Below are 22,986 nucleotides of genomic sequence, written 5' to 3'. Positions count from 1 at the left end.
GGGCCAGGGTGTTCCAGGAGGAGTACGGCGACGATGCCCGGTACCGAAGTCTCGAGGCTCTCTACGGGGACGAGCAGTTCATGGGGTCCGAGGGCACCCATACGGTCCTCGATATCGAAAGGGTTGTGGCCACGGCCGACCCGCCGACCGACTCCGATATCGCTGACAACGGCACCCTGCGCCCGCTGGCTCTCAATCGCGTGATGCACCACTTCGGAACAGAGCGCCCGTCGGTTGAGCAGTACGCGGACCTCGTTGCTCTTGCCAAGCAGGCTTCGAGCTATGAGGAGCACCAGCAAAGCCTGCTCGGCGAGTGCCAGATGCGGTGGACCGGTTACTACGTCGCCCTCTACACCGGCGACAGTCCGACTCACCTGGGAATTTTCGGATTCTCAGGGGACTAAGAAGTCCTAACGAAATGATCTTCGAGGTGATTGGATCGTTCCAAGACCGATCGAGGATCTGGGGGTGCGGGGTGGCACGGCCGAAGGCATGGGAAGTCGACGACGAGCTGTGGCCAGTGATCGAACCGCTACTGCCCAAGATCGAGCGCCGGACCCGGCATCCAGGGCGCAAGCGGCATCCGGACCGGCTGGTGTTCCAGGGCATCCTGTTCGTGCTGCATACCGGGATCGCCTGGGAACATCTACCGCAGGAACTCGGCTTCGGCTCGGGCATGACCTGCTGGCGCCGCCTGGCCGAATGGACCGAGGCCGGGGTGTGGCCTCAGCTGCACCAGTTCCTCCTCGCCGAGCTGCGCGCCGCGAACGCCCTGGACTTCTCTCGCGCGGTGGTCGACGGCTCCCATATCCGGGCGTTAAAGGGGGAGCCAAGACCGGACGAAGCCCCGTTGACCGGGGCAGGACGGGCAGTAAGCATCATCTGATCACTGACGCTACCGGCATCCCGCTTGCTGCCTCCTTGACCGGTGGCAACCGCAACGATGTCACTCAGCTGATCCCGCTCCTCCAGGCCGTGCCGCCGGTGCGAGGCAAGCGCGGCCGGCCACGGCGCCGCCCGGACGTGATCCTTGCTGACCGCGGCTACGACCACGACAAGTACCGCCATATGGTCCGGGCCCTTGGCGTGAAGCCGCTGGTCGCCCGCCGCGGCACCGAACACGGCTCCGGACTGGGAGCCCAACGCTGGGTCGTCGAGCGCGCATTCGCTCACCTGCACTGGTTCCGCCGCCTGCGGATTCGCTGGGAGATACGCGACGACATCCACGAAGCGTTCCTCAGCCTCGGATGCGCTCTCATCTGCTGGAGACGCTGGTGTCACTGCATACGCAGCACAGACCTGTGGCATCCCGCCGGACCTCTCGCACGGCTAGCAGCTGAAACCCGCTTGTGCAGTCGCCCGGTGAGCCGATATCCAGCACTCGAAAGACAAGGAGGACATGATGACCGCCCTCGGTTCGTTGAACGAGTTCTGCTGGATGGACCTGAAGACCTGCGATCCATCCGGCACCGCTGCCTTCCTATCGCAGGCACTGGGCTGGTGTTTTGCAGTGGATGAGGAGGACTGGCGCCAGGCCACCAAGATAACCATCGGCGGGTACCAGATCGGCAGCGTCAGCGACCTTGCGAACCCGATCTACCCGCCGGGCACGCCCGCCCACGTCGCCTACTACCTGGCCGTTGATGACGTCGACCGCCGCGCCGAAGCCGCGACGGCGAACGGCGCGCGTCTTGTCGTGGCTCCCTTTGACGCGGGTGATCAGGGCCGTACGGCGACGTTGATCGACCCGGTGGGTGCCCCTTTCTCCCTGTGGCAACCCCATGGGTTCACCGGGTGGAAGTTCCCGCCCCGCTTGGCAGGCACCCCACATCACATGGTCCTGATCTCCGGCCAACCGGACCGGGCCCGGGACTTCTACCACCAGTTGACAGGTACTCCTCTCGCGGCTGCCGCATTCATCGCGGCGCGTGAACCCATCACTACCCCGCAGTGGGAACTCTGCATCGGGGTCGATGACCTGGAGGGCGTCATCTCCCGCATGCAGATCGGTGGCGGTGGCCCGAGCCTCGCTAACCGAATCCGAGAGACCGACCAGTCCAATCTGAGGCTGCACAGCCCGGAAGGGCTGTCATTCCGAGTTCAATCTCTGGGGCAATGACGCCTGGACCACACATGGCGCCGTCGGACCATGTTGAGCCGACGGCACCTCATTTCGTTAGGGGTTCTAACAGCGGCTAACAGAATGGGCGTCGAGCCTGTGCTTACAGGTATCCCGGATCGCCGTCGGCGTTGAACCTTGTCAGGGAACGCTCCAGCAGCTCCAGAAGCTGTCGGAGGTCATCGGTTACCTTGTCGAGCTCCGCTTCGTCCAGTGAAGCCGTCCGCGTTCGGTACACGGCCCCCTCAGGCCCCGCGACATAGATCTGGCCGCCGCCGTTCGAGCCGATGACCAGGCCACGGATCTTTTCGTCCGTGCCGACGTCGACAACGCCGTACTCCTGGAGCCGCAGCAGGAGGTCACCGGCCGGATCGAGGAAGTAGCCGTTGCCGACGTCCTCCCAGGTGACATCACCGATACTTTCGTAGAAGGTGACCAGGTCACCTGGTATAGGGGCGACTTGGGCGAGCGTGCGAGCCGCGGCTTGATCATCGTGGTCGGCCGGCCGGACCTGGTTGATCCCAGGAGGAAAGCCGTGCCGATGCTCGAACTCGCCTGTCATGGCCGTGAGAGTCCCGCTGACCCTTTCTGTCCACGAGGCCAGCCAGGCAGGCGAAAGCGATCGGTCACTCATGAGGCCGGATCATGGCATGAGCCACGGACATCCATGGGATACCCAGCGGTTCCAATGTCAGCGCAATGCCCTGAGCTGCCGATCGGTGATGAGGCAGCAGGCAAGTCTGAGCAACGCCTCGTGGATGTCGGCTCGCCGCTCCCAGCGGATTCGCAGGCGACGGAAGCCGTGCAACCAGGCAAAACTCCTCTCCACAACCCAGCGGTAGGTGCCCAGTCCGGTGCCGTGCAGGGTGCCGCGGCGGACGATCGCGGGCACGATGCCGCGGGCCCGGACTTGGTACCGGTAGATGGCGTGGTCGTACCCGCGGTCGGCGAACAGCGAGTCCGGCTTCCGGCGAGGACGACCGACCCGGCCGCGGACCGGCGGGATCGCGTCGAGCAGGGGCAGGAGCTGGGTGACGTCGTTGCGGTTGCCGCCGGTCAGCAGCACCGCGAGCGGGGTGCCGTGTCCGTCGGTGATCAAGTGATGCTTGGAGCCGGCTCGTCCCCGGTCAACCGGCGATGAGCCCGTGTGCTGCCCCCTTTTAGCGCCCTGACGCGGGAGGAGTCGACCACACAGCGGGACCAGTCCAGACGTGCGGCCGCGTTCAGTTCGGCCAGCAGAATCTCGTGCAACCGCTGCCAGACACCGGCCTCGTTCCAGTCCCGCAGCCGGCGCCAGCACGTCATGCCCGACCCGAAGCCGAGGTCCTTGGGCAGGTACTCCCACTGGATCCCGGTGTGCAGCACGTACAAGATCCCGCACAGTACGTCCCGTACAAGAACCACCTGACCCAGACCGCGATCGACGCGATGGGCACCGGCACGGACGGCACCGGCGGCAACACGACCACCTACGGCTGGGACGGCCGCAACAACGCCGTCTCCCAGAAGCTGCCGCTTGGGGCGACGGCGTCCGTGTCCGCTTACCAGACGGTCGCGGGCACCGACCTGCCGAACGACTTCTCCACCGCGGACGGCCGCAAGGACTCCTTCATGTACGACGCCAACGGCAACACCATGTCGGTGACGACGTCGGGCACCGCGGGCGGCACCCGTGAGTACACCTACAACGAGGCCACCCCCAAGTGCGGCGGTTTCGAGGGCCAGCGCTGTACGGCGAAGGACGGCAACGGCAAGGTCACCTCCTTCGAGTACGACACCAAGGGCAACCTGTGGGAGGTGAAGCCGCCAGCGCCGCTGAGGGAGACGACCAACACCTACGACGCGCTGAACCGGGTGGAGACCGTCACCGCCGGCCGCGGCATCAAGACCGTCTACGACTACGACAACCGCGACCGCGACCGCGTGCGCGAGGTCTCCTCGACCAACTCCACCGTCACCTACACCTACGACGATGGCAACGTCAAGACCCGCACCGACGCCTCCGGCACCACCACCTGGGAGTACGACAAGCTCAACCGCGAGAAGCGCCGCACCCTGCAAAACGGCGCCCAGACCGTCCTGGCCTACACCCCGGGCGGCGACGTCGACTTCTACACCGACCCGACCGGGAAGGCGGACTACACCTGGGACAAGGCCGGCCGCCTCGACCACCTGACGGCGCCGGACGGCAAGAAGACCGACTTCGACTACAACAACAACGACAAGCGCACCAAGACCGTCTACCCCGGCGGCACCACCCAGACCGTCACCATCGACAAGAACGGCCGCCCGGAGAAGATCAAGACCACCTCCGGCACCCAGACCTTCATCGACCTCACCTACAGCTACACGAGCGCGGGCAAGGACACCACCAAGTTCCGCACCCGCACCGACAACCTCACCCAGTACAAGACCACCTACACCTACGACTCCCAGGACCGCCTCACCTACGCCCTGGAAGCCGACTCCGCCGGTGCGCGGGACGCGTCGTGGCTGTGCTGCTTCGACAAGGCCGGAAACCTCACCAGCCGGGACGGCAGCAAGAACACCTGCCCCGGCGGTACCACGTACACCTACTGTTCGGAGGCAAGGACATCGCAGAGATCTGGCAGAACCGTAATGATCCCAAGGCGCTGTTCTCGCAGGCCGTGGGCATCGCCGCAGGGGCTGTTTTCGGAGGCCTCTGCACCGCTGGGACCGCCACGATGGCGACCGCCGCAGGGATGCCCTACCTCATTCCGCTGACCACGGCAGGATGCGGTATCGCGGCCGACACCGTCAGCAACGTAACCGCAGGTGCGATGCAGGACTCGCTGTCCTGACACAAGGAGATCAGGTGGACACTGGCAACGATCAAGGAAGCCTGCTGGGCCACGGCGACGAGGCCGGACGAGCGGTGGCTGCTACTGGATTGTGGATCGCACTGGTCGCCGGGATCGCTCTTGTGCTCATCGGTGTCTTCGGCATGGTGGCAGGCATGAAGCCAGCTGTGTGGGTGGCTGTGGTCGGTGTGATCATCTCGATCGGAGTGGCAGTGGTCATTCGCTCGCGGAACAAGTGAGCGGTGGAGGGAGCCGATCGGCCGCCACGGACATCGCTGGGTACGGCCGGGGAAGTGACGTAAGAATGACAGCGAGCGACGCCCCGATGACGGACGCTGTACGCGCTGTGCGGATCTTTTCCATCATTCTGTTGGTGGGTGGATTGAGCGGATGCATCGCGGGAATCGCGACCAGTGACGCTGTTCCGATGGTGCTCGGGGCGATCGCCGCGGCATGTGGAGTGCTCTTGGCAGTCTTTGCCGTACTCGCCGGCCGCAAAGAAAAGTCCTGACTCCCGATCCGCGAAGCGTGGCCCCGCGTGCTGCAGGGTGACGGCGCCCTTGTGCGGGGAGTGAACACGGAGGCGCTCGGCCGAAGATCATGGCCGAGCGCCTCACGTCGGTGGGCTGCGCCTGGGCATTGCTTGTGGCGTACCCGAGGGACTCGGAATGGCCGGCACGGTTGTGGGTCTGGCGGCCTTGGCGCCCGTTTCAGCGCCAGTAGCGATAGGTGCCACGGTCGCATCCGTGGGATTGACCGTGGCGGGTTCCATTGCTTCCGGGAATTCCGCCAATGAGACGGCTGCAGTTGGCATATTCAGTGCCGCCACGGGTGGTGTCGGATCTGCCATGAAGCTGGCGGGAGCGGCAGGAAAGGCCGCCAAGGCAGTTGACGTCGGCTACGCGGCTGGCGGCTACCTGGGAGGCGTCGGAATTACTGGCTCATGGCTCTAGGAGGACAATGAACACTGCGGCGTCCGGAATCGGATTCGATAATCCAGTAGCTACTAGGGGGCGGTGGCTGTCCGCGGGGGACGGGTCAGCTCGATCAGGAAGTCCTGGTCGGGGGCGCCGGAGCAGCGGCCCTGGACGACCTCCGCTCCGACGGCGGTGTTCTGGTCGCGCAGGCTCAGACACCTGCCGGTGCTGACGGGCCGGACACGGAAGTGAGCGGCGGCGGGCGGTCCGAAGGGCTCAATGCGGAACTGCTGAGCCGGGTCGGTGTCGGTGCAGTCGTCGCGGGGCTCGATCAGGTCCCGGCCCGGGCCGTCGGGCAGGACCGTGAGGCAGCCGATGCCGTGGTCCGGGTGGTGCCACTGGATCTGCACGGTGTTCCGCCCCGTCGGTTCGAGGAACACCTGCGGCAGACCGGCCTGGGTGCAGGGCCGTTGGACGGCGACGGCGGTCTCGTAGCCGCCGGTGCGGTCCCTGCCCTCGGTCACGCACAGCTCGGGGGTGCGCGCCGGATGCAGTTGCGTCCAGCTGCCCACGGCGAGCATGCGCAGACCGGTCACCGGCATCGGGGGCGGGCTCGCCCCTGGGCTGGTGTCGCCCATCAGGCCCACGACGGCGAGCGTTCCCACGGCCCCCAGGCCCGCGCCGCAGGCCAGGGCGGCTGCGCGACGCCACCACCGTGGGGCGGGCGCCGGGCCGACCACGCCGGTGGCGGAGAAGTTCTCTCCGCCGCCGGTCCGGGCCCCGCCCTCGCCCCGGGTGGGCGCGGGGCTCTCGGTGGCGATGCGGCGGCGGGCCAGGATCCACTAGCGTGTCTTGTCCTCGCTGAGTCCGCAGGCGCGGACGAAGGCACCCACGAAACGCTCGCGAGGGAGCGTGACGCGGCTGAGGGTGGTGGCGATGGTGCTGGCCGGCAGGGGGTCGGCGTGGGCGGTGGCTTTGCTTTCGAGCTCCCGGTAGGTCAGTTGTGTCACGAGCCAGGCCTACTACGCCAAGGCCACCTGCACCAACGGGTCCACCAGGAAGACGGCCCGCGGGGTGATCACCAGCAGCAACATCTGGTCGTACGCCTACTGTTCCGCGTTCGGCCCGGGCTACTACAAGGTCGGTGGCAGCGGCGGCGTGGTCTACGCCTGCGTGGGGCCCGGCGAGCGGCGTCCGGACGTCTCGCCGGACCCCGGTCTGCGTGCCCGCTGACACAGGCGGCTCCTCCACGGGTTCCAAGGCAAGGGCACCGGCCCGTGGCGCGGCCGGCGGGTCATGGGATCATCGTCTCCGTGGCCGCACGCCCCGGTGCCGTCGCTTTCCGCCGGCCACGGCGGGAGCGGCGCCATGCGACCGGGGCCCTGGCGGCACGGACGGCGGCAACGGGGGGACGGTCGTGGGCGACAGCGGGGACGGCGGGGCGACGGGGGTGCGCCGGGAACGCGCGGGTGCCGAGCGGCTGACCGAAGGGCTGACCGTCGCCGTGGCGTCAGCCCTCTCCCTCGTCCTCCTGGCCGCCCTGGCCGTGGTCTTCGGCACGACCAGCCTGCAACTGGTCACCGACCCGGGCACCACCGTGTTCAGCCGGATCGCGGTCCCGGTGGTCCTCCTCGCCCTCGTGGCCCTGCCGCCCGCCCTGGCCTGCCTGGTCCTCCACTCGGGCCGGCGCCGGGGCAGGGAGCGCCTGACGGCGGCGGTCCCGGCGGCCCTGACCCTGCTCGGCGCGACCACCGTGCCGTTCGCGGCCCTGGTCCTGATCCTCGTCCACGCGGACTGACCCGGTCCGCGCGGCCGCGAGACCGTAGCGGTCCCGCGGCCGTGAGAGCGCCAGGCGCCCGCTCCCACACCGCGGCGCAGCGCCCGGTCGAAGCGTCCCCACAAGGTGGCGGGCCGCAGCCCGGGTTCGACGCGCAGCAGGAAACCGGCCGGGTCCGCCGCGAGGGCCGCGTCCGCCTGCCGTGCCCCGGTGACGACGCCGAAGGCAGCGACGGTGGCCGTGCCGACGGCGCCGGTCAGCGTGCCCATGGCGGTACCGGCCGCCACGCCGGTCGCCGCCCCGGCCAGGGCGACCGAGGCGGGCATCTTGAAACTGGTGCCGGCGGCCGTGGTGATGGTCTGCAGGTCGATGCCGTTCATCACCTTGCGCAGTTCGTCCACGTGAATCTCGAAGTCACGGTGCACCGCCTCGCAGAGGTGCATCTCCAGTGCCTGCCGGCTGCCGACGTCGCCCACGGTCTCGTGGAGGGTGTGCGTGGTCCGCTCCACCGCGTCGCTGAAGGTGCGGAACTCCGCCTCGTACCGGGTCCGCAGCTGCACGATCCGGTCGACGGGCACTGTGTCGAGGCGGCCGGGCAGCACGTACCGCACGGACAGCGCGCCCGCCCGCGTGGCCAGCCCCTCCCGCGCGTCGGCGGGGACCGCGGCCTCGCCCAGCAGGACGCCCGCCATGTCGATCAGGCGGTAGGCCATCGTGCGCAGGCCCTCGTCGTGGGCGGAGGGCTCGGGCAGGCGGCGGGTCTTCTCCCAGATGGTGCCGCCGGTGAACTGCAACGTCAGGGAGAGAGCGCGATCAGCCTGGCCGCGGCGGCGCAGCGGGCGGGCCAGCTGCACCACGAGGTCGAGGAGGCCGGCGCGGACGTCGGCGCCGTCCAGGACGTGGCCCGCGAAGCGCAGGCGGACGGTGGCGGCCGCGGGCAGGGTCCGGGGGACGACCGGGCGGGGGCCGATGCCATGTAGGCCCCGACCGGCAGCGGCGCCAGCCAGTCGGCCGCCTGGCCGGAGGTGACGGTGAGGACGCCGCCAGGTGGGTCGACCCGGGCAAGGCGGTGGCGGCGACGGTGACCATCGGACCTATGCCGACCCGCAGGTCGATACCGAGCCGGGTCAGGGTCCGCGCCCGCAGGACCTCGTCCAGCCGGTGCACCTGGGGGCCGTAGTAGCGCAGGGCGCCCTTCAGCCCGACCAGGGCCGCGGACGACGGCAGCGCTTGCACCACCGGGGACAGGTCGGCAGCAGCTCCAGCACCTGCCGGTAGACGTCCTCCGGGATGCGGTCGGGACAGCGCACGTGCATCACCGTCGGTACCGGGTCCGCCAGCGTGTCGGCGTACGGCACTAGACCACCTCGTTCCCCCACACACACGATATCGAACCTAAATTCAAAGAAGCTCGAACGCATCGACGCCAAGCTCGCCGCTCGCCGGCAGCGGCGGGTCGAGGAGGAGCACGGCCGCCGCAACCGCCCCGCGCCCCCAGAGTGGATCATGGAGCTGGGGATCGGCGCCCGCCGCCCGCCAGTACAGGTATACGCCGGGGACTGCCACATGGCGGGCCCGCGACGCCGCGCCGTCGCCCGCAACGAGGCACGGCGCCTGCTCGCCGCGGGCCTGCGAGCGTGCGGGCACTGCCAGCCGAACGTCGAATTGCGCATCATCGACTGACCTACCTGCCAACGGGCGAGGGGCGGCCTTCACAGGATCGAACGGGTGGCTCTGTTCGCGAGGACGGGCACTGGCTCAAATTCCTGTGGCGTGACCCCGTGAGCCGGATTGCCGTGAATGTTCGGGGATATGCGAGAAGGGAACCAGCCGAAGGGGACCGGAGAACCTCATGCAAGGTGGCATGACGCCTCCGAGGAGTCGCTACCTCGCTGCGTGCTTTATCATCGTCATGTACCTGTTGGTGGGAGCCCTGTTGGCTGGCTTGTTCGCTGCGGCGCTCTCGCCCAGCGGCGTGTGGGCAGGAGCGGCAGCTCTCATGGGCGGGGCTTCGGGGGTCGCCTTCGGCGCGTGGCGTCTCCGACGGACACCCGAGGATGAACGCGTCGACGACCACATCTACTAGGCAGGCACAGGGCCGTCGTTGAACGTGCGCCCACGTCACACAACTCGTGCCAGAACCCGTACTCGCGAATAGAGCAAATCAGGCAGCGGCTGTAGAAGCATCCCGGGTGAACTGGACACTGCCGGACCCGATGCTCACCGCGGCCGCACCCGGCCCCGATCCGCCGCCGCGGTGCCGGCCGAGCCCAAGTGGGACGGTTCTCCAGACACTCAGATGTGTCCCACGGGAGCGAGTGGATTTGCCATCCCGCTTGTCCTGTTCTGCGAGAGCTCATCCGTGATCTTCCCATTCTGCTTGGCAGAAACGGGCCTCGCTGACCACGCTGTCTCCCGCCCTGGCGGCCCGTACGTACATGTTGAGGCCGTCCGGCCCGAGATCGAAGTTGCAGCCGATGAGTAGGCCCATCTCACCGTTGTCCGCGCGTTCGATCATGGCCTTGTCGATAGTGGAAACCTTCCTGCCGATCAGTGGCATCCCGTCGAAGACGACCTGAGGGCCAGTACGTCCGTGCACCGTGACGGCACCCAGAACGGGCGGAAAGCCGAAGCCGCAATGGTAGTGAGCGGTCACGCCGACCGCGTCGAACCGGTCGTCAAGCAGCATCCACTCCCCGACCCCCTCCCAGGACGTCCCGTAGGGGTATCGGCCATGACGGGCGGCAGGCTTGTCTTCGAGCGCGGCGGCCACTTGATCCGGATCCATGCCGAACCGGAGAGGGCCGACACCCTCTAGTGGCCTCCATTCCCAAAGCAGCCGGTCCGACTCGGCCTTCACCGGCCACGCCCCCGGGTTCGGCTCTTCGGTGCTGACGTCACACCACCGGGCCACGGGCTCGGATGCGTACGGATCCTCAGCCAGGTCGGAGCTGACGAACAGTGCGCTGGAGATCATCTTGTCCGTACGGTGTACGTACTGCTGGGGCAACACCTCGAACTCCAGCTCAGCTCCCATGGACACACCCCACGCCGGAACCTCCGGGTCCCCGCTCCAGTTCACCCGCACGCACACACCGTCCTGATGCGCGAGACGGTCGATATCCGACCGGACTTCAGAGGGCACCCTGGCGACCAGGTCGATACCGCGCAGCTTCACCCGCGGCCCGCTCATCGCATCGACCTTGACCGCAACGAGCTGGGACTGCTCTCCGTATACCGCGGTCACACCCCAGTTCGTGTACTGCGCCGAGACCACTCCGGTGTCCGTGTGATGGGTGACGGAAGGGCTGTCCTCTCCGAGAGCCGCCGTCACCTCGTCGGGTCTCATCCCGAATCGCAACGGCCCTACTCCTGCCAACGGCTCCAGCATCCACTGCTCCCGCGTGTCCCAGGGCCTCGTGTCCCACCAGGCCATCCTCGGCCCCTCCCTCGTACCGCCCCAGCGTTGCTGCCGGTGATCTTGAATGAGCCTAACGAGCTCGTGCACGGTAGGCGGTGAGGCGTCGAGGACTGCGGCGGGGCTCGGTGAGCTTCTTCGGGCTGGCCCCTGATCGGGTGAAGGCTGCGAGGCGTAACAGGCGAGGCCCTCGGGCTGTTGATCGAGATGTCGGACGTCTCAACCGGTGTGCCTTGGGGTCTTGTTGGTCATCTGTCCTGCCAGCCTCGACCTGCCGCATGCGCTCGTAGAGTGGGTGACGATGCTCATCGTCACCCGTGAGGGCGACCGGCGGTGCAAGCTGCGCCCATCCCAGCGCGCGATGGTGGCGCTGGTGTACCTGCGTGAGCACACCACCCTGGCCAAGATTGCCGCAGGATTCCGCATCAGCGAGTCCACCGCCCACGCCTACACCACCGCGGTCATCGATCTGCCGGCCGAACGGGCACCCGGCCTGCTGAAGGTGCTGCGGGAAAGCGGTCCGGGCTTCGTCCTGCTGGACGGCACTCTCGCCGAATGCGACCGCGTCGGCGACGGCCGGGCCGACTACTCCCCGAAGCACCGCCGCCACGGGGTGAACGTCCAGGTCGTGACCGATCCGTCCGGCCAACTGCTGTGGCTCTCGCCGGCCCTGCCAGGGCGCAGCCACGACCTGACCGCCGCTCGCACACACCGGATCATCCGGATCTGCGAGCGCCAGGGCGTCCCGATCCTGGCCGACCTGGCCTACCAGGGCGGCGGACCCTGGGTCACCACGGGCTTCAAGCGTCGGCCGGCATCACGACCTCACTCCGACCGGCCAGACCCTCAACCGGGCACTGTCTTGCACCAGGGCTCCGGTTGAACGCGGTGTCGCCCGCCTGAAGTGCTGGCGGATCTTCCGTGACGCCCGATGCAGTCCGAACCGCATGACGTCAATCGCCAAAGCCGTCCTCACTGTGGAGTGGCGCCGCTGACGAAGCTCAATGAGCAAGGCGAAGATCGAGAAGGCCATGGGGAGGGGCGAAGCGTGACCGAGTGCTGCCGCTGGCTGGTCCGGTCAGTCACAGCGCTCGGACTCACCACAGCTCTCCGGGTCCTATGACAGTGAGTCCCACCTGCTCGGCAAGCCAGTGTGCGTACGGCTCCCTCACCTGGCGGCCGTCGATGCTGACGCTACGGACGTGAAGCAGGACCCGGTGTGATCGTCGGCAGGCTCATCGAGCTCGCGGGTGCGTGTGTTGAACAGGAGCGACACCTCGGCATGCTTTCGCTCGCCAAAAAAGTCCAGCTCAGGCGCATCAGGCCAGCACAGCCACTCCCAGTTGATCCAGCCCCTGCTCGGGCCGATCGCCGCTGCGAAGGCGTCCTCAGTTCTTCCGATCGGCAGGTGGTCGAGCTCGCACGTCACCGGCAGCCGTCCATCGTACGCCGCCGGATCGGTCGGCAGATCAGACCCTGCGAGGCCGGCCACCAGCGGGGGCCGCTGTTCCCGTGGCACTCCGTCGACCTCTCGATAGTCAAAATCCCCCGCGTACTGCCCTTGGGGCAGCTCCCTCGCCACCCGCTGCACCTCGGCAACAGAGCAGAGCTCGGCATACAAGGTGACCCGAGAGTCCTCGCGGCGGCCGAACTCCATCAGACGGCGCGCGGTGCTGAGGGCTAGAGCGTGTCTCTTTGATCCATTGGTCTGTTGATCGGATGTGTCCGTCCGATTAGTGATCAGTGATGCGATGTGGGACCGGATCGAGCCGCTGATGCCGGCCGATCCGGTCCGCGGTCGGCGATGGGCCGACCACCGCCGAACCCTGGAAGCCATCGCGTGGAAGTACCGCACCTGCTCGCCCTGGCGGGACCTGCCGGACGAGCTCGGCTCGTTCCAGACCGCTCACAAACGGCTGATCAGGTGGGCCGTGGACGGCACCTGGGAACGCATCCTTGCCGCGGTCCTCGCAGCCGCCGAGGGTGCTGACGACATTGGGTGGACCGTGTCGGTGGACTCCACCGTCTGCCGGGCTCACCAGCACGCCGCCGGAGCGAGGAAAAGGGGGCTCCAGGTCGGGCCGAACCTGACGACCATGCGCTTGGACGCTCCCGCGGCGGCCTGAGCACGAAGGTCCACCTTGCCAGCGATGGCCATGCGCGACCTCTGGTCCTTCGCGTCACCGCGGGCCAGGCTGGCGACGCCCCAGCCTTCGAGACCGTCATGGCCGGCATCCGTGTCCCGCGAAGCGGGCCGGGAAGACCGAGGACCCGACCCGATGCCGTCCTGGCGGATCGCCCGTACTCATCCCGCGCGATCCGAAATCATCTCCGCCGACGTGGAATCCGCGCTGTCATCCCCCAGCCGTCCGACCAGATCGGCCACCGTCTGCGGCGAGGCCACGCCGGCGGTCGCCCACCGGCTTTCGACGCCGAGGCGTATCGGCAACGCAACGCGGTCGAGCGATGCATCAACCGGCTGAGCAGTGGCGCGGCCTGGCCATGCGGACGGACAAGCTCGCCATCGCCTACCAGGCCGCACTCCACCTCGCCTCCATCCTCATCTGGGTACGACGGTGACGTTGTAGCGACGGCTTTTTAGTCGTAGAAGAAGAGCTCAAGGTCCTCGACGGATCCCGGCCCGGTGAGGAAGCCCTCAACCTTCGCGATCTCGTCTTCGGGTGGCAGCTCACCCGTCAGGAGCTGCCGCATCCAGATTTCTCCTTGCTCGCCGACCGCGTAGATGCCAGACAGCAGCTCGGCCATGCCAGCGGGGTTTGGCGGGATGCGTCCGGCAACGGGTTGGAGCACCCATCCGCCTGATCGGGCCGCGAGCCGCAGTACCCCGGCCCAGTTCGCGATCCTCCCGATGCGTACGTGCCACGAGTCCTCGGTGAACGGGGCCATCCGTCCGCCATGAAGAGGGTTTGTGGCGGCGCCGATGTCCTTGATGACCTGCCGTTCCACAGCGTCACGGACCCAGCGCCCCTCCTGCGCTTCTTCGATGGCGGCCTCCCACCACTTCCACCCGCCGTCGAGTCGGTCCGCGAATGTATCCATGTGGACAGGCTTCCACGCGCGATACCGCAAGCATCAAGGGGGCGCCGATCAGTGGATCGCCCCATCAAGGAGACAGGCTCTAGCTGCGGCGGCGACGATGATGCTGGCATGCGCAGACCGACTCCGGATACTGATGGCTGGGCCTCCGCCCCCGACCCACTACTGGCACTGGCCGAGCAGGAGTTGGCGTTCTACCAGCGCAGGGGAGATGCCGCGCGGCGCGCGCACCGCGCGATCGAACTCGGCGCGTTAACCAGCGCCTCCGTGACAGTGGTAGCAGCAGGCGTACACGCCCCAGCCTGAGTGACGGCGACTGTTGCCGGCGGCGCTCTGTTCTGTACCGGGTTCCGCCAGGTATTCGCCCCTGGTCCCCGCTGGGTGCTGGCAGCCCAGGCCCGGGAGTCCCTGCGCCGCGAGACCAACCGCTATAGGCTGCTCTCGGTGGCCGAGCGGGATGACCAAGCGCGCACTCTGCTGCTCGCCGCCATTGAACAGGTGGGTACCGAACAGGTCAGTCAATGGGCAGCGGGCCAACGCGACCAGACCTCTCTCGGGGGCTACCGCCCACCCAACCGCCTCCCATTTGACCCCGGGTCTCTCCGGCACGTGACCGTGGACGTCACCACTTGGGGCCACCACAGGTCAGGACTCCGAAGGCCCTGTGGGATGCCTGTGGCGGCCGCGGATGGTGACAACACGGGTGCAAAATCGGCCCCGCTGTGAGGGGTCCGCCGTATGGGGACGGCCCCAGTCGGGGACGTGGAGGCCGACACTCTGGATGACGGAGGGGCCCAGTCCGAGGAGCTCAACGGGGGAGTGCCCGCCGTGGCGGTGCAGCCACCGCAGGCGGCGCTGCTGTTCTGCGGGTTCCAGTTCGTGCCAGTGATCGCGGTGGATGCCGGGGGAGTTGCTCGGGTTCTCGCGGATCCAGGCCCGTACGAATGCGGTGTCGTCGGGCGCGGCGCGCAGGGAAGTCAGGGCCCATGCGGTGTCGTACGGCATGGAGGGCCCATGATGGGCCATGAGCCGGAGGGTGCGTAGCTGCCGCAGAGGTGCAAGAAGCCATCGGGCGGTGCGGATCTTCATTCGGGTGGACTCCCGGTTTCATGGGCGGTGCGCCAGCGGGCGGCATCAGATGCCAGGTTGTGGTGGCCGACGATGGTGAGGGTCTGCACAAGGGCGTGGAGGAAGACTTCGCGCTGCTCGGGGGTGTGCAGTGCGGTCACGAGCCGGTCAGTGAAGGTCTTGATGTCCCCGCGCAGGTCGTCGTCTGCGGGTTCGGTGCACGAGGGAAGGCCGTGCAGCGCGGTCTTGAGCCCTTCGAGGTCGGTGAAGCGGTCGGGGAAGCGGGCGATCCACCAGACGCGTCGCAGGTCCTCATCGGCGAGGATCCGCTGGAGGTGGGCCAGTCGGTACGTCTCCTCCTCGTGGTCGAGGTCGGCCGTCTGCTGCCGTCGGGCGTGCTCTTCGGCGAGGCCGCGGTCGAGGTCGGTGACCTCCAGGTGGACACTGCCGGTGATGTCCAGCGGGCATCCGCGCGGTGGCGGTGCCAGTGCGGCGTTGGCTGCGTCCTGGGCTGCGGCGGCGTCGAGGACGGAGTACTCACGAACGGCGTGGGCTGCTTGGCGGCGCAGATGATCACGGGCCAGGGCCTCGGGGTCTTGATGAGGCGTGAGAGCAGCGCCGACGTGGCGCCACGAGCCGCTGACGTTGGCCGTGAAGAAAACACTGGAGATGCGGCTGGCCATCCGCTCGCCGTGCAGGGCGAGCGGATGTGCCATACCGATGTCTCCGGCGTGCGGGCTGCGCCGGGTGGCCCGGCTGCGCCACGGCAGGATGCTCACCCCGGCGGGGAGGGCGGTTGGTTGCCTGCGGCGGGCACCGGAGCAGGACCGGAAGGCGATTCCACTTGTTCGAGGATCAGCTGGTCGAGTAGCTGCCTGCGGCGGCTTCGTCCTACGCCGGAGCTCGTGGACGATCCCACCAGCAGAGCGGCTGCACCGACCTGGCCGAGGTACCCGCGCAGCACTTCGGCTGCGAGCGGCAGTACCGCTTCGTCGGCCAGTTGGCAGGAGTCCAGCCAGGAAGCCAGACGTGTGTGGGCACTCTCGGCGAGGGTGGTCTCCTGCAGCACTGCCCGCCAGCCGCGCACGAACAGCTGTCCGGGCAGTGTGGTGGGGAGGCTGCCTGCGTTCTCCTGCTCATCGGGCGGCGGGAGGAGGACGTCGCCGGCTTCGGCCAGGGCCAGGAAGGTGTGTGCTCCGGCCATGCGGATGTCGGTGTCGGTGGCCTCGGTCCAGCCGATGATCTCCGACAGGACCAGGGTGCGCCGGTCAGGAGCGGTCGCCAGGGCCCGCACCGCGTCGGATGCTGCCTGGACAGACAGCTCGTCGCCTCGCGCGGCCAGCAGCCGCAGGCGTGTGAGAGCAACGCGCGGGTACCTCTGTCCCAGTTGTCCGGCACAGATGTCGCCGACGGCCTTGATCAGCTCCTGGCTGGTGTTCTTCTGGTGCGCCCAGTCGTAGAGCTGCTTGCGGACGGCGACGCCGGTAACCGGGTGGAGCGCCATGGTCTCGAGAATCTCGACGGCCAGCTGCCGGTGTGCGGTGCGGCCGTTTTCGATCCAGGCGCTTGCCACGGATCGCACCGTCGTGCCGCCCGGCAGCAAGGCCAGCTGTACCAGGCAGTCGGCGATACGCCGTAGATGCCGCACGGCGATTCCGTTGGGCGCACTGATCTGCGAGGCCCACTCGAGCAGCACGGGCCGCAGTTGCGGGCGTTGCTGCCATACGTACTTCAGGACTGCGGCCGGCAGGCCGTGCTGCTCGGCTTCCAGAGAGATGCTCTCGTCGTCTACCGAACGGGCATGGATGGTCGCCAGGCGTTTGTCCAGGTCACGGCCTGTCAGCGCGCCGCCGGGCGGGAGCTGGCCTCCGACTTCAGTGAAGAGCCGGTCGGCTGCCGTGAGCACGACTTGAGCCGGTACCTTCTCCAGCAGGGCTGCGGCCAGGAGGAGCGCTCTCTCGCGCAGGTCCTCTTCCCGGGAGTACGTCTCGAACCAGTTCTCCAAGTGGTCGCGCCAGTCGGTGAACTCTTCCTTGACCGCGGCTCTTCCGTTCTCCTTGGCTTGGGCGATGAGCCGGGCGAGGCGGGCGGCGTCGGCTGCCGGGGCAGCCGGAGCCAACAGGTCGTCCAGTGGGGCGCTGTCGAGCCAGTGCTGCCGAGAGGCCGCGAGATGACGCAGGTGGGCCGCGGCGACCTGTTGCGCTGGTGGGCGGGTGAGGGAGATGACGGGTGCCGCGGTGAGCGTGCCGGGGGTCCAGGTACTTGGTTCGGCCAGGATGATCAGGAACGCGGAGTCGGTCTCGGCGTCCTTCTGATAGTCGGCGAGCCCGGTGTAGAAGTCTTCTGTGAGCGTCCGGTAGCCGGTCAGGTCCAGGACGAAGCCGTGCTTCTCGGTGTGGGGGATCTGTTCGGTGCGTGGTTGGTCCCAGTCCAGGACCAGCCAGAGGATCTTTTCCTTGGGTACCCCCGCGTGGCGCAGCGCCCGCAGGGCGGCGGTGCGCCGTCCCGCTCCGGCCTCTGCGCAGATCACCAGGATCTGATTGCGATCGTACGATCGGGTGAGCGCGCCGGCGGCCGCTGCCACCTGTCCGGTTCCGTCAGGACCGGCGGGATCAACGAACGCGTTGTCGACCAGGTCCATTTCGGCGTCGTCCACACGGATCCCGCGCAGGTACTCCCACCCCCGCACGTAGCGGTGGTGGTGTTCCTCGTAGTCGCCCGCCACCTGCGTCACCTGGGAATTGCCGGACGCTTCCGCCCGCTGCAGCGACACCTTTCCGGAGCCTTCGCCGCCCGTCATGACTGCTCCGGGCCGGTGATGTAGTCGCGACCGACCTGAACCAGCCGGGCCTTGCCGCTGGCCTTGCCCTTCTGCCGCACGCTGTCCTGGCGCTTGCCGGATGTGCCGCCCTCCGGAGTGCGCGCCGAGGAACTGCGCTGCGCAGGGGCAGCGGGCGCGTCCGCGTTGTCGGCAGTGAGGTACGGGCTGATCACGGCCGGCGCGAGCCCGGGGACGAAGAGCCAGCACGTCTCCTCGAAGTCCGGCTTGCCCTCGACGCGGGCCGTGGCCGGCTGGAAGTGGTGGGCGCCGAGGTCCGGAGTGCGGCCTGCGCGCACGGTGCGGCGGAAGACCGTGTCCGAGATGACGGCGGCCAGGGGCACACGGTGGTCGGCGGCAGCGGTCATGGCCTGGCGGGCGGCGTCGCTGTCGACGAGACGGCAGGCATCGTTGGCGGCGTCCCCGCGGTGGGCCGACGGCTCCAGGGGACCAGTGTGCACGCTGGCTCGCAGCCGGATCGGCGGTGCGCTGGCCAGCCGGGTCCGTTCGTGGCGTTGCAGCGCCCGGCACAAGTGTCCCATGAGGGGGTCGACCAGCCGTGCTGCGTGCCGGGCGGGCAGCACGAAGATGGCGCCGTCGCCGCGGTCCTTGACCGCGCTGTCGAGCTTGGTGGCCTCGTCGACCCCGCACTGTGCGAACACGGTGGCGAGAATGTCGTCGAGATCGGAACGGGTGGGCGCCATCTTCGCCTCGGGGATCTGGCTGTACTCCTTCATGTCGACCACCAGGAGGGCGTACTCCGGTGGTACATCCGCGGTGTCGTGCGACGCGTCAGAGGGCATGGTCGGCGGCCTTTCGTCGCGCAGGGGCTGTGTGGATGCCCCATGCTGGGCGCCTGCCGGCCGGGCTGGTGCCCAGCAGTGGGCACCGTGAGGGTGGGGTCGGTCACCTGTCAGCGTTGGCGTGGGACTGGATCGAGGCGATGTCGCGGATGAGGAGGCCGCCGGCGGTTTCCGTGATCAGCCACCCCTGTTCGCGCCAGGGTTTGAGCGCTGCTCCCACGGCGTTGCGTGACGCGCCGATCATCTGTGACAGCTCGGTCTGGGTCAGCCGTACGACGTACTGCGCGCCGGTCGCGGAGGCTGCCTGCAGCAGGCGGCCCAGGGCGGATGCCAGACGGAGCGGGACCGCCGCGGTGGCCATCTCCAGCCGTACTGCCTCCGCTTCGCGGACCCTTGCGATGGCGTGCCGCAGCAGGGCGGTCTGGAGGCCGTGGCGGTCGACGAACGCGAGGAAGTCGCTGGCCGGGATGATGTGGACCCGGCAGTCCTCGGCAGCGATGACGGATGCGGTACGAGGCTGATCGTCCAGGACGGCGAGTTCGCCGAGTAGTTCGCCAGCGCCGCGCACGGCCAGCAAGGCCCGCTCCCCATGCACTCCGGTCAGCGTGATCAGAGTCGAGCCGGAGGCCAGCAGCACGACGTGGGTGCCGGGGTCCCCCTGCCGCAACAGCACACTCCTGGCCGGCCGCATGCGGACCGGAGCCAGGCCGGACAGCTCGGACCACAGGCGCGGGCCGATCACAGAGATATGCGGCTGATACATGCTCCCCCTGAATGCAGTGGCCGTCAGCCGTGATGCTCTCAAGCGGTGAGGTATAGGAGCAATAAGCCGATTCCAGCCATGATGAGGCCAGTTGTGGCGAAGTCGACCGCCCATTTGACGGCCCGGAACTTTTGATGAGCCAACGACATGAACAACTCCAGCCGCTCGGTCTCCGCGCGCGTCAGCTCGTCCACGCTCACGGCCGAGACGGCCGGTTGGTTCTCGCCTGCACGACGGCCGTCCGATGGCAGGCGGGTGAACGTTCTGAGCCCGCCCTCGCGCGGCAGAACAGGACGAATCGCCACCATGGCCATGAGCAGAGCCAGACCGAGAAAGACGGCAGCGCACGCCAGGGCGGTCATGGGCAGCCATGCCGACGTGTGCATCCCCATCAGGACTGCCGCATCGACAGTCAGCAGTCCCCCCGCCACACCGCACAGCGTGGTCGCCTTTGTGTCCGCCCGCTGCACTTCCGTGAACATGGCGTCCGCCTCGTTTCTCAGTCGATGCAGGAATTCGGCAGACTCGGAGTTGCCCCCGCCAACGAACATAGTGTTCCTCTCCCGCTCCCTCAGCAGCCGGTGATCTGTGCCCGACCATCGTTCCGAAAATCCTGCGCCGTCACTGCCAAGAACCGGGCGCCGCCGGTGCCGCAGCCGTCACACCTCTGGCAGCGCCTGGTGCAACTGATGAGCAGCAGGAGGAGAGTGAGTGCTGGGGGCTCCGCGTACTTCACCCGCCGCCTCTTCCCTAGAAGCCGTGGCTGGTCGCACGAATTGAAGAACCTGCAGTGTTCCGTCCGACGGCAGCGCTACGCGCCGCTGCAGCCGGTTCTGCCATCACCACCGTGCTGTTGCACGGCTGACGGCACGTCCGGCTGCGGAGAATGCCCGCCCGATGTTCCACCGGGCCGGGGCTGCACAGGGCAGGTTCGGCGGTGCCCGGTGCCCTGGATCCGTCATCTGACGCGAGAAACTGATGGCGCGTTTGGAGGACGTGCGAGGGGGCCTGAAGCGGCTCCGCCGTGCGGGTTGGGCTGGTGTCGAGGGTCGATGCCGCACGACAAGCCGGGTGTCCGCCGCACGGCGACGGAGCTGGCTGAGGGGGTGGGCCCTGTGCCTTTCCTGTCTGACGTCGCGCGGAAGCCTGTTTGGCGCCTTTAACTGCTGTGCTCGGCACTGGCGCGGCGAGGCCGGTTCGGCTCTCTGTGATCTGGGTGACGACCTGATCGATCTCCGTTTCGCTGTAGGCGGTGCGCACCCCGGAAAAGCTGTATCCGGCAGCGCGGGCGAGCTCCTGGCCCGTAGGGGCGACTGCCATGGAACTCACGCCCGTAGGCGAGCAGTTGACGGATCCGAGTGTCGACGGCGTCCTTCTGTGCCTTGAGGTCCTCGAGCGCCAGCAGCAGTGGGTCCACCGCGAGGGCGTCGCTCGCCGCTTCGAGGCGGAGTGCGTCCAAGCAGCGCCTTCCAGTTGCGCCGCAGCTCGCTTTGGTAGTGCCGCCGGACAGCCCGAATGCGTTCACCGTTGCTGGACAGGTAGATGGAGATGGCAATGGAACTCAGACCGCCGATGGCGGAAACGACGCCGGCTGCCGTCCCGTACAGGGAGACCCGCTGTTCGGACTCGATCCAGGACGACCAGTCACCCCGCCCCCAGAACTGCACAGCCACCACGTGCCCTGACGCCAGAAAAAGGGGCGATCACGTAGTCCCACCACACTGCTTCCGACCATCGGTCGACCAGGGACTCCCGTATATGTCGTCTCAACTGGAATGGCGGCTTGCCGTTGACAGTGGGCCCTCTTACCTGGTAGCCGCCAAAAATTGAGAAGACGATCAAAGGGGCTTTGGATGGCGACTCGCGTCTCTTGTTGCCTACAAGCTGGGGTGCGCCAATGATTGAGGCGACACGCCAGGTCGATTGAGACGACCTTCGGGCTGGGGGTAGTTAAGGGTGCCTGTCAGCTTAACCGGGCGGAGGAGCTGGCCCCGCTGTGTCCGGCGGAGCCTGCCTCCAGGTAGCGGCCTCTCAGGTCCTCAGGTCCCCGAGCACTGAACCCCATCGCAGTCGCAGAAAAGGCCAGACGCGCTCCCGATCAGCGTTGCCTCAGCTTGCGGTACCTCCGTGGCGTCCGATCCTCGCAGCGGCAAAGTCGGGCGGGTGGTCCGCGCGGCTCGACGGTGCAGCCGCGAGCCAGTACCGCTCGCACGTGGGCAGCGGGTCTTGAGTTGATCGATAAAACGTTAGATCGAACTGGTGATCTGGTGTGAATATGCGCCTATGCCCAGCAGCTTGTTCGATCGCGTGCGCAAGGTGACTGACGAGGTCACCGACCCGCGTTTCCGCGTCCTCCGCGACCACCACATCCACCAGGCCACCCGGCGGCTGATGGATGAAACCTTCGCCGCGTTCGGCGGCGCTGACCGGAGCTTCATCCGAGAGTTCCAGACAGGCGGCTTCTCTCCCCGCGTCCTGGAGCTGGCCTTGTTCGCGGCGCTCCACGAACAAGGGCACACCCTCGAGCACACCGGGGGAGCGCCGGACTTCCTCCTCGGGGGAGACCACCCGGTAGCCATCGAGGCCACCACCAGCAACCCCGCCCAAGGCGCGTCCCCTGAGGCCGACCTCGAGCAACTCCCACAGGGCAAGCACCCCCTGGTCCCCGCAGACCTGGACGACGCCGAAGCAGAGTTCGTACTCCAGTCCGCCAAGGCGCTGCGCCGCAAGCTCGACAAGCGGTCCGCCTACTGGCAAGCCCCTCACGTGCAAGGCCGCCCGTTCGTGATCGCCCTGGAGTCCTTCCACCACCTCAGCTCGCTGTTCCACACGGTCACTCCGCTGGCCAACTACCTGTATGGCCGCCGCGATGTAGCCACACGAGACGACCACGGAACCCTCGTGCTGACCAGCGAAAAAATTACGGAACATCGGCGAGGCGACACCAGTATCCCCAGCGGCCTGTTCGCCCAGCCCGAAGCCGCACCCTGTCGGCCGTCATCTTCTCCAACAGCGCTACGGTCGCGAAGTTCCACCGCATCGGCACCGAGCTGGGCTACGGCCCGGACGACGTCGCCATGCTGCGGTATGGAAGCCTGCCCGACCCGGACCCCAACGCGGACCGCCCCCTTGAACACGCCTACGTGGTGGGGGACTACGGACCCGAAGAGCGTGAGACCTTCAGCGAGAGCTTCCACGTCCTGCACAACCCGTGGGCGAGCATCCCGATCGCCGATGGCACCTTCTCCGGATTCACCGAACATCGCCTGCGGGACGACGGGCTGGTCCTGACGACCTCCGACCGGATCGACTACTTCACCTCGCACACCCTCGTCCTCCACGCGCCCGACGCCCGGACCAGGGCGCGCGGCTACGCGGAGCGCTATCAGGCCGCTGCCGCCTCCTCTGACTGAGGCCGGCGCCG

21 protein-coding genes and 3 pseudogenes are annotated in these 22,986 nt (G+C 67.9%); 9 read left to right on the top strand and 15 right to left on the bottom strand.

What is annotated here, in order from left to right:
* Nucleotides 1-8 precede the first annotated feature (8 nt).
* The 3 genes and pseudogenes from AC07FV_RS25730 to AC07FV_RS25720 all read left to right on the top strand — a co-directional run bounded on the left by AC07FV_RS25730 (nucleotide 9) and on the right by AC07FV_RS25720 (nucleotide 2,119).
* Nucleotides 9-404 carry a hypothetical protein gene (locus AC07FV_RS25730; protein WP_479089603.1) on the top strand — a complete coding sequence of 132 codons (396 nt, stop codon included), beginning with the start codon at nucleotides 9-11 and terminating at the stop codon, nucleotides 402-404.
* Nucleotides 405-475: 71 nt separating this feature from the next.
* Nucleotides 476-1,266, top strand: a pseudogene (locus tag AC07FV_RS25725) (IS5 family transposase); the annotation flags it as partial.
* 133 nt (nucleotides 1,267-1,399) lie between these two features.
* Nucleotides 1,400-2,119 carry a VOC family protein gene (locus tag AC07FV_RS25720; protein ID WP_479089602.1) on the top strand — a complete coding sequence of 240 codons (720 nt, stop codon included), beginning with the start codon at nucleotides 1,400-1,402 and terminating at the stop codon, nucleotides 2,117-2,119.
* Between the two features lie 103 nt (nucleotides 2,120-2,222).
* On the opposite strand, the gene AC07FV_RS25715 is transcribed toward AC07FV_RS25720, so the two are convergent.
* Nucleotides 2,223-2,681 carry an SMI1/KNR4 family protein gene (locus tag AC07FV_RS25715; protein ID WP_479089601.1) on the bottom strand — a complete coding sequence of 153 codons (459 nt, stop codon included), beginning with the start codon at nucleotides 2,679-2,681 and terminating at the stop codon, nucleotides 2,223-2,225.
* A 129-nt stretch (nucleotides 2,682-2,810) separates the two neighbouring features.
* Nucleotides 2,811-3,625 (bottom strand): IS5 family transposase gene (locus AC07FV_RS25710; protein WP_479089701.1). Its coding sequence is split into 2 segments (ribosomal slippage): nucleotides 2,811-3,271 and nucleotides 3,271-3,625, totalling 816 coding nucleotides; the frame shifts between segments, so codons are not numbered across the junction.
* A 1,330-nt stretch (nucleotides 3,626-4,955) separates the two neighbouring features.
* Here AC07FV_RS25710 and AC07FV_RS25705 point away from each other — a divergent pair.
* Complete coding sequence (locus AC07FV_RS25705) at nucleotides 4,956-5,180, top strand: hypothetical protein (protein ID WP_479089600.1); 225 nt, start codon at nucleotides 4,956-4,958, stop codon at nucleotides 5,178-5,180.
* 767 nt (nucleotides 5,181-5,947) lie between these two features.
* Here AC07FV_RS25705 and AC07FV_RS25700 read toward each other — a convergent pair.
* On the bottom strand, nucleotides 5,948-6,523 hold the full coding sequence (locus AC07FV_RS25700; RefSeq protein ID WP_479089599.1) for an RICIN domain-containing protein: 576 nt from the start codon (nucleotides 6,521-6,523) through the stop codon (nucleotides 5,948-5,950).
* Between the two features lie 177 nt (nucleotides 6,524-6,700).
* On the bottom strand, nucleotides 6,701-6,868 hold the full coding sequence (locus AC07FV_RS25695; protein ID WP_479089598.1) for a hypothetical protein: 168 nt from the start codon (nucleotides 6,866-6,868) through the stop codon (nucleotides 6,701-6,703).
* A gap of 64 nt (nucleotides 6,869-6,932) precedes the next feature.
* On the opposite strand from AC07FV_RS25695, the gene AC07FV_RS25690 reads away from it, so the two are divergent.
* Complete coding sequence (locus AC07FV_RS25690) at nucleotides 6,933-7,091, top strand: hypothetical protein (RefSeq protein ID WP_479089597.1); 159 nt, start codon at nucleotides 6,933-6,935, stop codon at nucleotides 7,089-7,091.
* A 69-nt stretch (nucleotides 7,092-7,160) separates the two neighbouring features.
* Here the strand turns inward: AC07FV_RS25690 and AC07FV_RS25685 are convergent, their stop codons facing one another.
* Both AC07FV_RS25685 and AC07FV_RS25680 read right to left on the bottom strand, forming a co-directional pair.
* Nucleotides 7,161-8,531 (bottom strand): DUF6236 family protein, encoded by a 1,371-nt coding sequence (locus tag AC07FV_RS25685; protein ID WP_479089700.1) that lies wholly within the window; start codon nucleotides 8,529-8,531, stop codon nucleotides 7,161-7,163.
* 300 nt (nucleotides 8,532-8,831) lie between these two features.
* A complete protein-coding gene (locus AC07FV_RS25680) occupies nucleotides 8,832-8,993 on the bottom strand; it encodes a hypothetical protein (RefSeq protein ID WP_479089708.1) in 162 nt (53 codons plus the stop codon).
* Here AC07FV_RS25680 and AC07FV_RS25675 point away from each other — a divergent pair.
* A complete protein-coding gene (locus tag AC07FV_RS25675) occupies nucleotides 8,926-9,318 on the top strand; it encodes a DUF6233 domain-containing protein (protein WP_479089596.1) in 393 nt (130 codons plus the stop codon). The genes AC07FV_RS25680 and AC07FV_RS25675 overlap by 68 nt on opposite strands.
* A gap of 673 nt (nucleotides 9,319-9,991) precedes the next feature.
* Here the strand turns inward: AC07FV_RS25675 and AC07FV_RS25670 are convergent.
* Nucleotides 9,992-10,984, bottom strand: coding sequence for a hypothetical protein (locus AC07FV_RS25670; RefSeq protein WP_479089595.1), 993 nt, complete (start codon nucleotides 10,982-10,984; stop codon nucleotides 9,992-9,994).
* Nucleotides 10,985-11,297: 313 nt separating this feature from the next.
* Between AC07FV_RS25670 and AC07FV_RS25665 the strand changes: the two are divergent.
* Nucleotides 11,298-12,048, top strand: a pseudogene (locus AC07FV_RS25665) (transposase).
* A gap of 173 nt (nucleotides 12,049-12,221) precedes the next feature.
* Here the strand turns inward: AC07FV_RS25665 and AC07FV_RS25660 are convergent.
* On the bottom strand, nucleotides 12,222-12,710 hold the full coding sequence (locus AC07FV_RS25660; RefSeq protein ID WP_479089594.1) for a hypothetical protein: 489 nt from the start codon (nucleotides 12,708-12,710) through the stop codon (nucleotides 12,222-12,224).
* 94 nt (nucleotides 12,711-12,804) lie between these two features.
* Here AC07FV_RS25660 and AC07FV_RS25655 point away from each other — a divergent pair.
* A pseudogene (locus AC07FV_RS25655) lies at nucleotides 12,805-13,633 on the top strand (IS5 family transposase).
* Nucleotides 13,634-13,651: 18 nt separating this feature from the next.
* Here AC07FV_RS25655 and AC07FV_RS25650 read toward each other — a convergent pair.
* The 7 genes from AC07FV_RS25650 to AC07FV_RS25620 form a co-directional block, all read right to left on the bottom strand.
* On the bottom strand, nucleotides 13,652-14,113 hold the full coding sequence (locus AC07FV_RS25650; protein ID WP_479089593.1) for a hypothetical protein: 462 nt from the start codon (nucleotides 14,111-14,113) through the stop codon (nucleotides 13,652-13,654).
* Between the two features lie 1,082 nt (nucleotides 14,114-15,195).
* Nucleotides 15,196-15,894 (bottom strand): hypothetical protein, encoded by a 699-nt coding sequence (locus tag AC07FV_RS25645; protein WP_479089592.1) that lies wholly within the window; start codon nucleotides 15,892-15,894, stop codon nucleotides 15,196-15,198.
* A gap of 59 nt (nucleotides 15,895-15,953) precedes the next feature.
* Nucleotides 15,954-17,978, bottom strand: a complete 2,025-nt coding sequence (locus tag AC07FV_RS25640; RefSeq protein ID WP_479089591.1) for a hypothetical protein — start codon at nucleotides 17,976-17,978, stop codon at nucleotides 15,954-15,956.
* Nucleotides 17,975-18,799, bottom strand: a complete 825-nt coding sequence (locus AC07FV_RS25635) for a nucleotidyl cyclase domain-containing protein (protein WP_479089590.1) — start codon at nucleotides 18,797-18,799, stop codon at nucleotides 17,975-17,977. The genes AC07FV_RS25640 and AC07FV_RS25635 overlap by 4 nt, the downstream gene beginning before the upstream one ends.
* 103 nt (nucleotides 18,800-18,902) lie before the next feature.
* Entirely contained in the window at nucleotides 18,903-19,562 is a 660-nt protein-coding gene (locus AC07FV_RS25630) for a Crp/Fnr family transcriptional regulator (protein ID WP_479089589.1), read from the bottom strand.
* Between the two features lie 38 nt (nucleotides 19,563-19,600).
* A complete protein-coding gene (locus AC07FV_RS25625; protein WP_479089588.1) occupies nucleotides 19,601-20,113 on the bottom strand; it encodes a Pycsar system effector family protein in 513 nt (170 codons plus the stop codon).
* 1,558 nt (nucleotides 20,114-21,671) lie between these two features.
* Entirely contained in the window at nucleotides 21,672-22,391 is a 720-nt protein-coding gene (locus AC07FV_RS25620; protein ID WP_479089587.1) for a hypothetical protein, read from the bottom strand.
* Nucleotides 22,392-22,639: 248 nt separating this feature from the next.
* Between AC07FV_RS25620 and AC07FV_RS25615 the strand changes: the two genes are divergently transcribed.
* A complete protein-coding gene (locus tag AC07FV_RS25615) occupies nucleotides 22,640-22,975 on the top strand; it encodes a hypothetical protein (RefSeq protein WP_479089586.1) in 336 nt (111 codons plus the stop codon).
* Nucleotides 22,976-22,986 lie beyond the last annotated feature (11 nt).

The sequence above is a fragment of the Streptomyces sp. NPDC045956 genome (assembly GCF_056430705.1).
This window is presented reverse-complemented; position numbering and strand designations above follow the sequence as displayed.

Bases quoted from the DNA above. Each gene is read 5' to 3' on its own strand.
- AC07FV_RS25720 (WP_479089602.1), top strand. From the start codon at position 1,400: ATGATGACCGCCCTCGGTTCGTTGAACGAGTTCTGCTGGATGGACCTG.
- AC07FV_RS25715 (WP_479089601.1), bottom strand. From the start codon at position 2,681: ATGACAGGCGAGTTCGAGCATCGGCACGGCTTTCCTCCTGGGATCAAC.
- AC07FV_RS25675 (WP_479089596.1), top strand. From the start codon at position 8,926: ATGCGGTCGGGACAGCGCACGTGCATCACCGTCGGTACCGGGTCCGCC.
- AC07FV_RS25670 (WP_479089595.1), bottom strand. From the start codon at position 10,984: ATGAGACCCGACGAGGTGACGGCGGCTCTCGGAGAGGACAGCCCTTCC.
- AC07FV_RS25660 (WP_479089594.1), bottom strand. From the start codon at position 12,710: ATGGAGTTCGGCCGCCGCGAGGACTCTCGGGTCACCTTGTATGCCGAG.
- AC07FV_RS25650 (WP_479089593.1), bottom strand. From the start codon at position 14,113: ATGGATACATTCGCGGACCGACTCGACGGCGGGTGGAAGTGGTGGGAG.
- AC07FV_RS25645 (WP_479089592.1), bottom strand. From the start codon at position 15,894: ATGGCACATCCGCTCGCCCTGCACGGCGAGCGGATGGCCAGCCGCATC.
- AC07FV_RS25640 (WP_479089591.1), bottom strand. From the start codon at position 17,978: ATGACGGGCGGCGAAGGCTCCGGAAAGGTGTCGCTGCAGCGGGCGGAA.
- AC07FV_RS25635 (WP_479089590.1), bottom strand. From the start codon at position 18,799: ATGCCCTCTGACGCGTCGCACGACACCGCGGATGTACCACCGGAGTAC.
- AC07FV_RS25630 (WP_479089589.1), bottom strand. From the start codon at position 19,562: ATGTATCAGCCGCATATCTCTGTGATCGGCCCGCGCCTGTGGTCCGAG.
- AC07FV_RS25625 (WP_479089588.1), bottom strand. From the start codon at position 20,113: ATGTTCGTTGGCGGGGGCAACTCCGAGTCTGCCGAATTCCTGCATCGA.
- AC07FV_RS25615 (WP_479089586.1), top strand. From the start codon at position 22,640: ATGCTGCGGTATGGAAGCCTGCCCGACCCGGACCCCAACGCGGACCGC.